The following is a 15,159-nucleotide window of genomic DNA, read 5'->3' as shown; positions in this document are numbered from 1 at the left end:
TAGGCCAGCGAGCGATGCTGTCCGCTTGAGCCAGACAAAGTGTTAGTCTTCGGAAAAATCTGCTCAAATCTTTTGCATGAAGAAGACGCTTTTCTGTGGAGAGGATTATTGCCGTATTGCATAGGTAAAGCTGCAAGTGCCAGCATGGACAATAACGCGGATAATTGTCACTGCGAAGCGTAATTACTGCGCTCGATAAACCTCGATTCCACTCCGGTAACCAAGAGCCATCTGAAGTCAAATACGTGAGGGGAGACTAGCACACTACTTACATATGTTGCACTTATCGGTAAGAGAAATAACTTAGTTGTGGTTACTTTCGCTTATGAGTAGGTAAATAGCGTTAATCCAGCTATTCAGCACTTGAGACCTATTATTTGTAGACAATATACCTGCGACCTGTTTGAGCGGTTATGCCGGGCTTTAATGAATTAAAATAATTCCTTGCGTCGGCTAACTCACATTAGCATATACTGGCCCGCAGTTCGACCGAGGCGTTCTTAGAGCGCCTATTAGTGAAGATGCGATGGCCTCAATCAAGATTCTGCTGGTTGATGACGCTGAAATTACACGTCTAACCCATGAGTGCACTGTTGAAAGATCGTGGATTCGATGTAACAGATGTGCTTAGGTAAGCCACCAAAACACGGACGCAAACTTCAGCTTATGCGCAAATCCACTTTCTATTTGGTAACCGCAGCTCCGAGTCGCGACAAGGTTTTTGGCACTTGCGTATGACGACAAACGATATCCATAGTTGTCCACGCTCGGACCACTAGGAAAGACCGTCGCTGGAGCCTCATTTGATAACTCATATCCTCTTCGATACGCTCACTTCTTTTCGAGGCTTACGAATTGTCCCAATGACATCCTATCCACGATGATGCCGCGTGTTTCGGGTTTCATGAGTGCGTTTTAAAGTCGTTCGGTCAGAAAACGGACAATAGAGCACGCTAAGAATGGATTGAGGATGGAATCCATCTGTAAAGGGTCGGGACGGAGGTTCCTAAGTTCCCAGCAACATCGCGTGGCGGCACTCCGCTCGCCAGCAGCATACCGAAGTTCTATTGTTTTCGCACCCTGCCCGACCTTTGAGCACCTATGCTCACCATACCGAGGGCACCCGTAATGAATAATACAAGTGTGGATGGCTCGGGCGTATTGACGAACGTCTCAAAAATTGCTCCATCACTTCCGTCAACAATGAGAGAATCACCAACATCGTTAACAAACAAAATGTCTACATCATTGCCAGAGACCAGATCTCCCGAGGGGCTGGAGCCAGGATAAAACTCAAGTACTTCGCGAGTGGGGCCGAGAAGTCCCACGATTTGATAGCCTTGATTACATCTAGATTTAGTTACTGCAAACCCTGAAGGCTGAGAAAAGGGACATGGTGTTCCGTTGTCGGCGACAAACGAAGTTGGAAGCGTATCTGACCTTGATAACAGTTTCCCCTGACTGAATAGTTCGAAGCAATGCCCGCTGCCGCTAGGAACGCTACAGTTGCTGGTTGTATCAATTAAAACGTTGCCGAAGTCGTCGATGCCCACGGGTAAATAGCTATCGGTTGTGAGATTGTAAATCGTGTAAGTATCCGCGGAGGCGGGAACACCAGCGAGTAATGTGGTGAAGCAAATTGCCAAGGCGAATGGTCTAAGGAACGCTCTGATCATATAGCTCCATTGGATGCTGCGTTGGGAACCAATGATGATCTCAGCTAGATTGCATGTCAACGGGCAAATAAAGGTTTGTGAGGGTTACAACCGCACGACTGACGAACGACAAACTCGCACGCAAGAACGATCTGTTGCCCGACGAGGGATACGTTCTTATTTTCCAGCCTAGAAAATAATAGCTCCGCGGCGACGCGGCCTAGCTCCAGGGTAGGTTGTCGGACGACCGTGATCGATGGATTGAAAATGTCGGCCATCTCAAAATCGTCGAAGCCGACAACAGCTACATCTTTCGGAATTGTGATGTTCAGCTTGGAAAATGCATGCAACGCATTTCGCATCACCAGATTATTGCCTATAAAAACCGCGGTAGGGGGTCGACGATCGGAAAGTGCCTGTTCGATGAGAGCGCATGTCTCTTCTTCGGTGCTGCAGGTGAGGTGTTGATCAGGGCTAAGGCCGGCTTGCTGCATCGCCTTCTTATAACCCTCATACCGTTCGTTGAGTGTATAGAGCTTCTCGGAGAGACCTAGATAACAGATCCTTGTGTGCCCGTGCCATATAAGGTGCTTTACTGCTACATTCGCCCCCTCTCGATTTTCTACCAATACGCTGTTGAAGCGATGGCCGTGAATGGGCCGGTCGAGTGTGACGATATGCGTCGAATGAAACTCTGGGCGATCAAAGCGCGACTTGCCGAGAGCCGCAGGAATCACAGCCAATCCATCGACGTGATTGAGCACCATAAGATTGGCTTCCGTAAATTCGGCTCCAGCGTCCTCGTCCGAAGTGGTGACGCTGACGGAGTATTGGTGCTTCTTCGCTACCAGGCCGATGGCGTGGGCACAAGTGGCGAAAAAGGGATCATAAAAGTTGGGGACGATGATGCCGATGGAACGCGACCTCGCCTGCCGAAGCGAGCGGGCAACGGGATCGGGCGTGTAGTTCAACTGCCTGACCGCCTGATGTACGCGATTCCGGGTTTCTTCAGTGACCGGCGCGCTGCTGTTGAGAACGCGGGAGACCGTCATGGTTCCCACTCCTGCCAACTTTGCGACGTCTCGCATCCTTACTTTATGTGGCTTCAAATGCACCGTCCTCAGAGCAGACTAAGCATATCGCCTGTGCGACAGGACGTAGGTAAGAAAATGCAGTGCGTCTTACTCCGAGGTAAAGGTAGCGGCCGGCAGGTCGGACTGATTGTACAAACCGCCGCTCGATTCATTCTTCCAGGCGTAGCGGACATAACGTGGACTGCGCACTGCGGGACTGGTGACAAGTACTGTCTCGCCTTCCACCGTGGCATGAGCGGGAAAGAATTTGTGGTCGTCTCCCGCAAGTTCGAAGGCTGACTGGGAGTTGTTCGATGGAGCCGTACCCTCCGGTGACGGGCCACCGATGTGAAGTCCGCCTGAGGCGTCATCGAACCAAACTCGCATGCCTGCGGGCTCCGTTGTGGCTTGGCGGAAGAGCGGGCCCGCGTAGGTGGAGGCGTCGTGGTAGACCATTCCGTTCGCAGCCAGTGCTAGACGCGCCCCTACTGTCTGCTTATCCGGTGGATGCACATTGGCAGGATCGCCTACGTCGAGCGAGACGGCCATGGCTGTATTGGCAACGGCAAGCGTGCGTCGCTGGGCATCGCGGATCACGCCCCAGATCTCCCCATCCGAATGAAAACTAGAGATTTGAACGTAGAGAAAAGGTAGATTGCTCTGCTGCCATTGCTCGCGCCAGTCGGCGATCATTGCCGGAAACAGCCTAGCATAGAGTGGCGCCCGCTCGGGAGCGCTGTTAGTCTCACCTTGATACCAAAGGAATCCTTTGAGGGAGTAGGGCGTCAGTGGTGCGATCATGCCGTTATAGAGAGCCGCTGGCAACCACGAGCCTTCAAAGGGATGCCAAGGGTGTTTTGGTTTCGGTTGATGTGCCTGTAAAGCAGCTTCGTCCTCTCGTTTTTCGGCAGCTTCAACTTGCGCCAGACGGGCTTGTTCGTTGGCAAAGCGGGCGCGTGTCGCAAAGACGGGCATGAACGAGGCGTCGCTGCCAAAGGCATCGAGGCTCATCCAGGACTCGATCGGCGTACCGCCCCATGTGGAATCTATGAGTCCAATGGGGACGTGCTCCTTGCGGTTGATCTCTCGTCCGAAGAAATAGGCGACTGCGGAAAAGTCCGCTGCGGTCTGCGGCGTGCAAAGCGTCCAGTGGCTGCTGATGTCGTTGACTGGTGTGTCAGAGACCTTGTGCTCGACCCGCAGTAGCCGGATCTGCGGCTGATTCGCGGATGCTATCTCGGTGTCGGCGTTTTTGACGACAGCGGAGCCAGGAAAGCCACGCAGCGGCATCTCCATATTCGATTGACCAGACGCAAGCCACACGTCTCCTATGAGGATATCGGAGAAGCTGAGCGGATGATCGCTTGGCGCTGTGCCATTGACTGTAAGGGTGTAGGGGCCGCCGGCCGCCTCTGGCTGAAGCCACATGCTCCACTCGCCATAGATATTTGCATCGGCAGATTGCGATTGCGCATGAAGGGTTACGCTAACGCGCTCTTCAGGAGCTGCCCAGCCCCAGATGTGAATTGGAACCTGCCGCTGCAGCACGGCGTGTTCGCTGATGATTCGAGGCAGACGAACTTCTGCGGAGACTTGGCAAGCGCCACCGACTGCGAAGAACATCCACGCGAAGATGGAGGATCGAAAGTACTTGCCCATAGGAATGAATCCTCTCTTTCTGTCTGGCATTTCGCTTGAACCGGCACTCTTTCTATTGAACGGGAGTGACAGCGGACGCGCATTGGTGCTGTGCGTGCGCCACTAATGATGGTTGATGTGTCACGGGATTTCGCAAGTAACCTTATCAGGGATTGAAGGATCGCAACTCTGCACCCTTGCTCGCTGACAAGGGTGCAGAGTTGCAGTGCCGAGCGTAACCCGTTCTTTAGAACAGCAGCTTGAGGGCGAACTGTATCTCTCGAGGGGTGTAGTACGGTGCGTCGCCACTGATCGAACCTACGCCGTTCGTACCGAGAGCGGAGTTAGGGACGGAAAAACTAGCTGTGTTCGTTAGATTGAAGATCTCTGTTCGGAACTCGAGATGGAGATTTTCACGCACGGGAAACTGCTTGAATGCAGAGAAATCGAAGTGGCGGTAGTGTGGTCCATGTAACGGATTGCGCGGCGCGCTACCGGCAGTCCCGAACGCCTGTGGCTGGAAGGCCGCGACGTTGAAGTACTGCGTGTTGGTAGGGTGACTCAGTGTTGGATTACCTACCAGATTGGGCCGGTCATCCCCCGCACCAGTATTAATCTGCGGCACATTGTTTTGCACGGTGAAGGGCAGACCCGATTGCCAGACGAGAATACCGTTTGTGCTCCATCCGCCTGCAATCACCTTCTTATAGCCAGTCAGGCTCTTGCCGAAGGGTAGCTCGTAGTTGAATGAGCCAGCGAGACGGTTGCGTATATCTGCGTCGCTGTTGCCGTAGTCGTAGGTGGAGATCTGCGTGGGAATCAGGCCATAACCAGCCTGATTGTCCTGGTTCAGATCAGCGGCATTGTCCAGCATATGGGCGAGGGTGTAGTTCACATTGAAGGTAAGACCTCGGTTAATGCGGCGCTGAAAGGCGACCTCGGCGGCATTGTAATATGAGACGCCGTGGCTGTAGGTCTGCGTGATGCTGGTGATGTTAGGTAACGTGTTGTTGAAGGGGCGGACTGCCTGGAGTGTCGGCAGCGTGAGGCAGGCAGCGCTAGCCGCCGGAGCACAGTTATCCTGATACGCCTGCGCTGACGGTAGCGGCACGTCGATGTTTGGAATGAACTGCGCCAGATGGCGTCCGATATCGCTGACGTACGTTATGGTGAGCACATTCGAACCGATCTGCTGTTCGTATGTCAGACTGGTCTGGTACATGTAGGCATTGCGGAAGTTCGGGTCCATGGCATTTGCGATGGCGCCCTGCGGGTTTGTGATTTGTCCGTTGTCGAGGATCGGCACCGGCAGGCCCTGCGAGATGTTGTACTCGGGAGCTGGCTGAAAGTTATAGACGAAGGGCTGATTCTGCCGATCGCCCGAGGTGCCATAGTTGTCTGGAAAGAAGCTCATTCCGAAACCACCGCGCAGGACGGCCTTATGAGGCAGCGTAGCCGCAAAACCGAAACGAGGAGCTAGGTTGTTGTAGTCGGTTTCAACACCTGCTGCGTCGTTCACACCGTTTACGCCCGCCAGAATCAGCGTTCCTGTCACTGGATCAAGGTTGGAGAGCCTATTGTGCTTTTCTGTATAGGGCGTGAAGACATCGTAACGAACGCCCAGGTTGAGTGTCAGCCATGGCAGAGCATGCCAGTTGTCCTGAAAGTAAACGCTCGGCTCCCACGTGCGATAGGAGATGGGAAAGAGTTGGTTGCTTCGTTGAGCCGAAAAGGCTGTTCCTTCAAGCATCGAGATGAGGGTGCAGGTATCCGCCTGTTGATTGTTGCATGCACCTAATAGCCCCGCGCTAACCTGGTTCGCCGCAAAGTTATCGTTGAAGGTGAAAGCACCTGCAGCAAATGCGCTCTGAATGTTGGTCGCCTGGCGGCGGATCAGTGTAGCGCCCATTTTCATGCTGTGGTTGCCTTTGTTGACCGAGAGCGAACCGTTGTATTGGAAGGTGTTATCAAGATCCTGCAGCGGCAGATACTCGCCATCGCCCACTGATCCATATCCGCTCGGCACAAATGGCGTCAGGAAATGAGACGTCGGATCGGCGTAGTTTGCCCCGGTCAATCCGAACTGGGAAGAAACGGAGTTGCCAAAGTTCAGCGGCAACGATGCGTTGTTGATACGGGTGTAACCCGCCTTCAATTCGAGAAGAACAGACGGTGTAAAGACGTGCACATAGTTGAGGGCGACGTTCTGTTCCTGCTGGTTCGAGGTTCCGTCTTCGCCGTACACATTGCCGCCCGGTTGGATGCCATTGACAGCAGGAAAGGGTCCTGGGGTGTTAGTGTTGGTTCTGTTTATGGAGTAGCGAGCGAAAAAGAGATTGTTCTGATTGAAGTGTTCGTCGAAGCGCGCATCGGCGAGTTCCGCGTTTTGGGTGTTGTTGGGAGAGCTTACAAAGTTGTTTGAGAAACCTGCTTTACTCGGCGCCGGGTAGAGTTTGTAGTAGTTGAGCGCAATAGGATCAAGCTGGTCTGGCGTCAAGACCGGGCCACCTGCATCGGAAAAGTTTCCCGGATTTTGTTCTTCAAAGAGTGTGGGAACAGTCACAGTACTGGTAGTGCCCTGCACACGGCGCAGCCCTTCAAAGTCAGCGAAAAAGAAGCTCTTGTCGCGGATGATCGGGCCACCGATGGAGCCACCAAACTGGTTCTGACGAAACTCCGGCTTAGAACCTGTGGTGGCAAAGTAATCGCGCGCATCAAGCTTGTCGTTACGCAGGAATTCGTACACCGAGCCGTGGAAACTATTTGTGCCCGACTTTGTCAGAATATTGACGACTGCGGCGGCCGTGCGACCCACCTCGGCGGTGTACTGGTTCGTCTCGACGCGGAACTCTTGAATCGCGTCTATCGATGGCCGGATGCCAATGGTTCCGATGATGCGCTCATTGTTGTCGAGTCCGTCGATCTGCTCCGTGTTGACCATCGTGCTCTGGCCGTTCACGGAGACTGCAGAGGTTTCGCGCCGATCGTCAGGGCGCGAGCCGCTGGCGATGGAGTTAGCTGTACCCGAATTGGCACCCGGTACGAGCTGTGCGAGGTTGATAAAGTTGCGACCGTTTGTCGGCAGATTCTGAACAGCGTGCTCGCCGATGGTAGTGCCAATTGTTGAATCATCGGTCTGGAGCGCGGGTGGTGCGTCTGTTACGACGATGCGTTCATTCAAAGAGCCTAGCTGCAATTTTGCATCGATGCGTCTGCGATCTCCTGCCGAGACCGGTATGGGCGACTCGCTAAAGATGGAAAAGCCCGATGCCGAAACTCGTAGCGTGTAGGTACCAATCGGCAGCAGAGTGAAGGTATATTCACCCGTAGAGTTAGTAAGTGTCTTTCGCGTTTCGTGTGTCCCCAAATTTTCGATCGCGACTTCCGCATTTGGGACGATGGCACCAGTATTGTCCATGACCGTACCGAGAACGTCAGCGGTGATGTTCTGTGCCGTGGCTAGGCTAGGTTTTAGAAGAAGCAGAATGGCGATGAAGCTGAAAAGTGCGAAAAAGTTCCTTGATGGTATCGTTATCATTTCCGGGCCCCAATATCTCAAGATGCCATGCAAATTTGCTGGTATCTTCAGTTGTGATTTCGTTTTCTAAGTAGGCTAAAGAATACAAATGATCCACCCGAAGCGTTCAGCTAAGCCGAAAAGAATGGTGGCAATCGCGCGCCATCCGGTATTTGGATCAGAAGATGCACCATTGAAAATACGCGATTATCAAGTCTTCGTACGTTCGTTAAATCGAAGACGATAGCTCGTCAAAATCTGCTCCAACCGATCTCGACACGACATGTGGGCTACGACTTGAGCAATCGGGAACTGGAGTCGAGGGCTATATCGATGAGTGATCATGAATCTCTCGTTTCTCTGATTTTGCATTCAATACTTGTGATATCGATACCATGTCATCGATGACAATATAGATATGCAAAACAAGCGTTGTCAACTAAAGCCCTTTAGATTCGCATGCGGTAAGTGCGACTACGAGCAATTGATGGAAGCCGTCCGATACTGCGTCGATGAGTCCTGTTGCAAATAGCTAGGAGATTCCGTCGGATACTGTGGGCCTTTGCGATCGAGGACTGACGATAGACCGCCGAAAAACATTTGCGCCCATTACGATGGACGCACCATTCAACATTCCCAGCGTGAGATCTCTCTCGGCAATCCTTCCAAGAAGGCGCCCACGTCAGCCATGATTCGGCAGTTCAACTGCCCTGCGATAGGGATTGCGTCCGAGACCACAAGAGGGTTCGGGACATGGAGTCAGTGATCCCGGAGATGATGAGATCGAAGGGCGCGCGGCCTATGAAGCTCTGCCAACTATTGGCGGAGCTGTGGGCGAAAAACATATCTGTCTTCTCGTGGAATCCCACCCGCCGGACCGCCGCTCTAAAGCTGGAAGCGTGGCGAGAGGAGGTCATAGTGGCTTCAGGGTATTTTTAGCCCGAGCGCCTCCACGTTCTCACGATCGAGTGAAACAATGCCATTGCTGTGCGTGACGAGTCCGAAGTTGCCGCTCCAATCCCACATGGCCCAGCCGATCCCCTGCTGTTCCAGCCCAGTTCTCACATCGTGCAGGTAAAGTGTGCGTGAAGCCGGGGGTGTGGTATCGCGGAAGGCACCAAACTCGTTGCAAATGATGGGAACACCACGCTCGCGGCCCCAAGCCGCCGCAAATGCGAGCCGCTGCGAGATGCCTTTCGCATTCCAACCACCTTGCCCGTACAGATAAAGCTGGTAGCGAGCACTATCGCCAGGGATTGAGCCTTCGAGCGTCGCAATCTGCTCCGATGTCGCTGGATAGGGGATGTCCTTGTAGTAATTCCATTCCACTGAGCCCCATGGTGCGCCCTGATGGGTGAACGGATATGGCTCATAGAAATGGAAGGTGTAAATTACGTTCGCGTCTGGCAGCGGTTGGGTCTCGATCAGGTCAGGCAGGCTATCGTAATGAGCGCCGGAGGCCAGGATTGTATGCTGCGGAGCGATTCGCCGGATGGCTTGAGTGACGGCGCTTTGAACTCCGATCCAGCGATATGGGTCTTGAACCTCTGACTCGTTCATCAACTCGAAGAAGAAGCGGTCCGGGTCTCGTGAGACGAGATGTTTCGCGAGCACCTGCCAGAGTATGAGAAACTGGTCGACTCCATTCTGCGTGGCGAGTTGCTGCTTGTAATCGTCTCTGGGGAACACAACGAAGTCGACGGAGAGGCCGGCGTTCATGGCAAGATCCAAGGCGTCGTCGATGCGCTTCCAAAGCTCGTCTTTTTTTGGTGAGAGCAGGCCACCTTTGGTCAACAGTGTCGGGTCGAGGGGAAACCGCACGTAGCGGATACCCATCGTTTGCATCGCCGTAAAGTCGGCCGCCGTGATGTAGGTCGAGGTGTGTTCTTGAGAGTAATCACCCCATCCACCAAACCAGCCGGAGAGGTTGATTCCTCTGGTCAGTGTGGCCGCTCGACGGATGGCGGCACCGCGGCCCTGCTCTGGTGAAAGCGATGAGCCAGCGCCAGGAGTCTGGGCAGGACTCGAAATACCAGCAGTGACTAGAGTGGTGAAACACATGGCGAAGACGCTTGCTTTCATGCGACGATTCATAGGAGTGCTGTACTCATTTCTGGTCATTTCTGGTCAACGGGGTTGTCGTTATGTAGGCCACACTCTCGGGAACGTTCCATCCTCGCACGGCCACTGCAGGTGCAAGTTTTCTTGATCCGGCGCCGGCCGAAGGATAGCGGATGGTGAGATGCAGGGTCTCTCCGGGAAGGAGCGATACGTAGTTATCCGAATAGTAGGCCGGAAGAATACGCTCGTGCGTGGCCGCGTTTTGCAGAGTCAATTTTGTAGCGAGCGCAGGGACCGTTCCGCTGTTGCGAAGCACCACTTCGATAGCGGATTCACCTTCTATCTCGTGAGTACTCGCATTCAACGACAGCTGCGCGGTGGGCATCGAGGTGAGCTTACGGTAGTCGCTCTCCTTTCCAGCAAGCCAGTACACATTGCGCGAAATAACCACACCTGCGCTGTCAGTCATCTGCAGCCGAACCAGCACGGCTTGCTCCTGCATGAATAGCGGGCCAAGTGCAAGCGCAAAAAGCGGCATCGCTTTGTTAGGGGAAAGTTCGAGTGGCTCCTCGCGTAAGAATAGTTCTTTCCCGGACAAGTCGTAGACCGTTGCTTTCACATGCAGGCCATGCGCCGACTCGCCGGTCGTATTGACCGCGGTCACTGTATAGTCGGACAGATCGAGTTGAAGGTGCAGTGGCTCACAAGCCTTCTTTACGCCATAGAAAGAAGCTTGTGTGTCGTAATCGGAGCTGAAAATCTGCCAATTGTTGCTGGGCCACGCAGGTTGCGTCATCCAGAGCATGCGGCCACTGTTCGGCGAGAACAGATGCTGATTGAAGCCCTCAAATATGGCGCGGTGATCCACATAGTTGAACATCTGTGCCTTGCGTTCGAAGTCGGGAAGGCTCGTCGACCCGCCGAACTCCTGTTCCATGTGCTGCACCAACGAGTGGACGTCGCCGTTTCCCGACTGGTGCCAGTCGTGATAAGCCCAGGCATCACTGACTGGCCATTGATCCGGAGCCGCGATGGAGGCTTGCAAACTTTCCAGTGTCGACAGCGAAGCGATTCCAAGTTCGACCGAAAATCCCTTATCCAGAGTCGTGTAGTAAAGCGTCGGATCTTGATAGAGATACGGTCCACTATTGCGTAGATCGATCCGGTTAGAGCCTGGTGTGTAGTAGCGTGTGCCATCTTCTTCGCCGAGCATATCGATCAAACCTTCATTGAGTACTGGCTGCGGCACACCTTCATTGCGCCCGCACCAAATTACGATCGACGGGTGATTGCGAAAACGGCGAACGACATCACGCGCATTGGCAAGGAAGAGTTGAACATCCTGAGGTTCAACGTTATAGTCCTGCGTGGAAGCCCAGAAATCGTTCCAAACCATGAGGCCGTATTCGTCGGCAAGTTCATAAAAAGTCTCTTCCGTATTTTGACCCACCCAGTTGCGAATGATGTTGAGGTTAGCTTCACGATGCAATCTGAAGAAAGGTTCGAGATGTTCACGGCTCACGCGCTTACGAGAGTCGTCCATGCCCCAGTTGCCGCCGCGCGCTGCAATACGCACCCCGTTGACCTTGATCACGAGGTCCGTGAAGCCCGGCTCGTCGCTGACTGGAGTGACGGCGCTCGACCTCTCGCCCGCTGGGGTTAGCGACGGAGCCCAGTACTCCTCTGTCTGGCGCATCGCCTGGTGACGAACATCGACGACTTCTACTTTATTCTGTCTCGCGACAGTCGGAAACACTTCCTCCCGCCGCAGATGACCTGTGTCATCGAAGAGGCTGAGTTCATAGGTAATTTCGCGCACGCCGAAGGTGACATCCTTGTGATCGGATACCGTCGCTCCCTCGGTAAGCGAGAGCTTCAGATGATAGAGGTCCGGCCGACCATAGCCATTGGGCCACCAGAGACGTGGCTTCAGAAGGTGTAAGTTCGGGTACTCGGCGGGGCTGAGGCTCACCAGAGAATCACCCGGCGCAATGGTAAGTGATTTGTCGAGTGAGACGCCCTCGAAGGTCGCGTGGAGCTTTCCCTGTACCGGTTGCGTGGACGAGTTATGGATGGGAACGTCGATACTCACGTCGGCTGAAGAGGTCTCAGGCAGCGGCAGGTGTGTCACCACCCTGGCGTCACCCAGCTGCAATGCACCGTTGACTGACAGCAAGACGTCTTGCCAGATCCCGCTGTTTCGATCCCGAATGGCCGGAATCCAATCCCATCCTTCGGTCGCTACGAAGGTCGGCCCATCCAGGCACATGGCACCACCGTTCTCCCCGGGACCAGCCTTGATCGACTGCTCCATGGGTATGCCAGGATGCGGCGGAGGCGATATGCGCACGCCCAGAGCGTTCTTTCCTGCTCGCCGCAATAGATCCGTTACATCAAAGCTGCCGCGGATGAAGGCGCCCCGCACATTCCCGACACGCTTGCCATTCAACCAAACCTCGGCGGCGTAGTTGATCCCAAGGAAGGTAAGCACGACGCGATGTCCGGTCACCTCACGAGGCGTAGCGAATTCGATCCGATACCAGTAGTCCTGCTTGTTGAGCGATTCGGGAATGACAAGATTATTGATGCCAAAGTCGGGATCTGGATAGATGCCGCGATCCACCATGCTGGTCAGGACCGTACCCGGAACGGTCGCATGCATCCATAATCTGTCCTCGAATCCGACGGAGGAGATCTGGCTTCCATCAGCCGCCACGTCCGGGGCTGCCGTGAGCTTCCAATGTGAGCGGAGTGCCCACTGTTGCTGTCCGACAGGTTCGAGAGCTAGGGCGGTCGACGGGGGAAGCGGCTTTGCCGAAGGCTTTCCGAAAGGTGCCAAAGTCGTCGGCATCAGTGAGGGATCTTGTGGCGCAATATATCCTGCCTGCCCGCGGGTCTGCACCGGCCACGAAAGCGAGGCGTCCTGCCAATGGAGCAACAGCGAGTCGGGTGAATGACTGGCATTCTCGCTCAAGGCTTGTTGCGTTACGCTTTCCGGACGCAGCATGACCTGCGCAAGATTGCCTCCAAAGTGCATCACAGGAAGGTCGGTAATGACCGCCGTTGGAGCGATCACGAGGCGGGAAACTACGGCTCCGGAAAGCATGGAGCCCCGCGCGGCCTCCTTGCCGTCCACACTAAGCGAAACAGTTGTACCGTCTGACGTGGCAGCAAGGAAGTGCCACCCGCCTGAAGGCAGAGCAGAGTTAGCGACCAGCGTGTTTCCAACTCCGTAGCGCATCATCGGGCGTCCACTGTCAAGACCCAGGAAGCGCGAATTCTCGGCGAGAGGATCACCGAACCCTGCAAGAAGCACGTCGCGCGGTGTGTCGGAAGACAATTCCACCCATAGCGAAATGGTGTAAGCGCCTGTCGAGGTAAGGGCCCGGCTTGTCGGGGGAATAGGTTCGTTCAGAGCTGGGCCATCGGCAAGTACTCGAACATCGTAAGGTCCCACTACCCGTTCTTCGATCGCGGGTGCGGCGACCTCCGGTACCCGTCTCGCCTGCGCTAGAGCGCATACTGCTGACACAAAGACGAGAATCAAGAATAAGGCAAAAAAACTGAAGTGCTCACGACCGCGAGGTACAGCTGCGTTCATTCGGTTCCCTCTTCGAGCATAAGAAACGTCCGTATCGGTTGTAGTCGCGGATCCTTCGTGGGATACCGAAGAACGCAGTCAAAATAGAGCCGGTCCGGGTTAGTTATCGATAACAGAGATGCACTTGCCACTTTATACGAATAGCTCAAAAGCTTTGTCAATCCCGTTTCCTCAGGCAAGTCGTCGGGCGGATGTCCTTGCGCCAATAAATCTCAAATCCTACCTGTACCGCTTACTTCGGCTGATATTGACATTTAGTTGACAGACTTTGCCCCTCCTAACTATTAAAGCGTCCTAAATCATTTGTGATATCGTTCACAAGAAACGCACAAGACTGCCCAACGTTCACAATCCCAAATGAGTTCGCGATGACCTTTTATTTTCTTTCTCTTCCGATTGCATCCATAGCGTTGAGTTATGGACCTCTTCATGAGCAGGCAGTTCCAGCATCGTCATCGGCGGCTTCCCAGCAGTCGCGCTCGACTGCCGGAGACGCTTTCAGGCTCATGTCCACCCAGCCATGGGCAGGAACAGGACTGTAGCCTATGGTCGACCACCAGCAGTTGACGTTCGGCATCGATCTTGGGGGCACTAGCACTCGTGTAGGCCTGTATGACGCATCCATGCAGTTGATTGATTGCCGTTCCATGATCACGCGTGTGTCCGCAGGTCCACAGTCCTGCGTGGAAGAGATCGCCGAGGGCATCGATTCCATGAACCGCGAGTATTCCGCGGGAGGAGCTCCCATTGAGGTTCTTGGAATCGGCATCGGCAGCCCTGGGCCAATCAATTTGCGCACAGGTGTACTAGGTCTGCTCCCAAATCTCCCGGGCTGGAACAACTTCCCGCTCCGCGACGCACTCGCTACTGTGACCAAAATGCCTGTGCTGCTGGAATCGGACGCCAATGCCGCCGCGATCGCCGAATGGAAACTTGGTGCCGGGCAGTCGACCAATCTCGATTCCATGGCAATGATCACACTCGGCACCGGCGTCGGCAGTGGGCTCATCTTTGGCGGACGAGTCTGGCATGGCATGTTTGGCATGGGCGGCGAAGTCGGACATGCCACAGTAGTTCCAGAGGGACTCCTCTGCGGCTGCGGCAGCCGTGGATGCCTGGAGATGTACGCCTCAGCCAACGGTCTGCTGCGTCTAGCGGCCGCTGCTGCGGACTCCAACGATGCTACGCCCGAGCTAAAGGCCCTGGTAACACGATCCCAGGGCTTCACGTCGCTCGATGTTGCGGAACTGGCGTGGAACGATCCGTCAGCGCAGCGGGTATTCCATTGCCTCGGTCACTTTCTCGGTATCGGCATCGCCAACCTAATCAACATACTCGATCTGCCCTTGATTGTGGTGGGCGGCGGTATGGCCTGCAGTTGGAATCTGTTTGCACCTGCCATGTTCCGCGCCGTCCGCGACTACAGCCTCGTCTATCGTCTCGCAACGCCCACGCAAGTCGACGTCCGGGAACAAGACCGGACGTTTATCTGCCCTGCCGTGCTAGGACCTTCTGCGGGCCTGCTCGGTGCTGCGCTGCTGCCGCGCCTTGCAGTGTTGAACGTCCAATCTGTCAACGCCTCCCTCATACCGGAGATCATTTGATGTTTGTTTT

General features: G+C 54.5%; 7 protein-coding genes. 1 reads left to right on the top strand and 6 read right to left on the bottom strand.

Annotation, left to right across the window (positions count from 1 at the left end; genetic code table 11):
* Nucleotides 1–1,064 precede the first annotated feature (1,064 nt).
* From RBB82_RS23730 to RBB82_RS23705, 6 genes are all read right to left on the bottom strand, one after another.
* A complete protein-coding gene (locus tag RBB82_RS23730; RefSeq protein WP_433975583.1) occupies nt 1,065–1,676 on the bottom strand; it encodes a PEP-CTERM sorting domain-containing protein in 612 nt (203 codons plus the stop codon).
* A gap of 56 nt (nt 1,677–1,732) precedes the next feature.
* Nucleotides 1,733–2,743, bottom strand: coding sequence for a LacI family DNA-binding transcriptional regulator (locus tag RBB82_RS23725; RefSeq protein ID WP_433976005.1), 1,011 nt, complete (start codon nt 2,741–2,743; stop codon nt 1,733–1,735).
* Nucleotides 2,744–2,836: 93 nt separating this feature from the next.
* Nucleotides 2,837–4,387 carry a sialate O-acetylesterase gene (locus RBB82_RS23720; protein WP_433975582.1) on the bottom strand — a complete coding sequence of 517 codons (1,551 nt, stop codon included), beginning with the start codon at nt 4,385–4,387 and terminating at the stop codon, nt 2,837–2,839.
* A gap of 226 nt (nt 4,388–4,613) precedes the next feature.
* Complete coding sequence (locus RBB82_RS23715) at nt 4,614–7,904, bottom strand: carboxypeptidase regulatory-like domain-containing protein (protein ID WP_433975581.1); 3,291 nt, start codon at nt 7,902–7,904, stop codon at nt 4,614–4,616.
* Between the two features lie 903 nt (nt 7,905–8,807).
* The gene (locus tag RBB82_RS23710; RefSeq protein WP_433975580.1) at nt 8,808–9,977 is read right to left on the bottom strand and encodes a glycoside hydrolase family 5 protein; all 1,170 of its coding nucleotides are present in this window, start codon (nt 9,975–9,977) and stop codon (nt 8,808–8,810) included.
* A gap of 13 nt (nt 9,978–9,990) precedes the next feature.
* A complete protein-coding gene (locus RBB82_RS23705; RefSeq protein ID WP_433975579.1) occupies nt 9,991–13,545 on the bottom strand; it encodes a glycosyl hydrolase 2 galactose-binding domain-containing protein in 3,555 nt (1,184 codons plus the stop codon).
* Nucleotides 13,546–14,090: 545 nt separating this feature from the next.
* Between RBB82_RS23705 and RBB82_RS23700 the strand changes: the two genes are divergently transcribed.
* Complete coding sequence (locus RBB82_RS23700) at nt 14,091–15,149, top strand: ROK family protein (RefSeq protein WP_433975578.1); 1,059 nt, start codon at nt 14,091–14,093, stop codon at nt 15,147–15,149.
* The last annotated feature ends 10 nt before the right edge of the window (nt 15,150–15,159 follow it).

The sequence above is a fragment of the Tunturiibacter lichenicola genome (genome assembly GCF_051013355.1).
Lineage (GTDB): Bacteria > Acidobacteriota > Terriglobia > Terriglobales > Acidobacteriaceae > Edaphobacter > Edaphobacter lichenicola_F.
The sequence above is the reverse complement of the archived record's forward strand: the minus strand, read 5'-3'. Positions and strand labels throughout refer to the sequence as shown.

Coding starts and splice junctions, on each gene's coding strand:
- RBB82_RS23730 (WP_433975583.1), bottom strand. CDS start 1,676: ATGATCAGAGCGTTCCTTAGACCATTCGCCTTGGCAATTTGCTTCACC.
- RBB82_RS23725 (WP_433976005.1), bottom strand. CDS start 2,743: ATGCGAGACGTCGCAAAGTTGGCAGGAGTGGGAACCATGACGGTCTCC.
- RBB82_RS23720 (WP_433975582.1), bottom strand. CDS start 4,387: ATGGGCAAGTACTTTCGATCCTCCATCTTCGCGTGGATGTTCTTCGCA.
- RBB82_RS23715 (WP_433975581.1), bottom strand. CDS start 7,904: ATGATAACGATACCATCAAGGAACTTTTTCGCACTTTTCAGCTTCATC.
- RBB82_RS23710 (WP_433975580.1), bottom strand. CDS start 9,977: ATGAATCGTCGCATGAAAGCAAGCGTCTTCGCCATGTGTTTCACCACT.
- RBB82_RS23705 (WP_433975579.1), bottom strand. CDS start 13,545: ATGAACGCAGCTGTACCTCGCGGTCGTGAGCACTTCAGTTTTTTTGCC.
- RBB82_RS23700 (WP_433975578.1), top strand. CDS start 14,091: ATGGTCGACCACCAGCAGTTGACGTTCGGCATCGATCTTGGGGGCACT.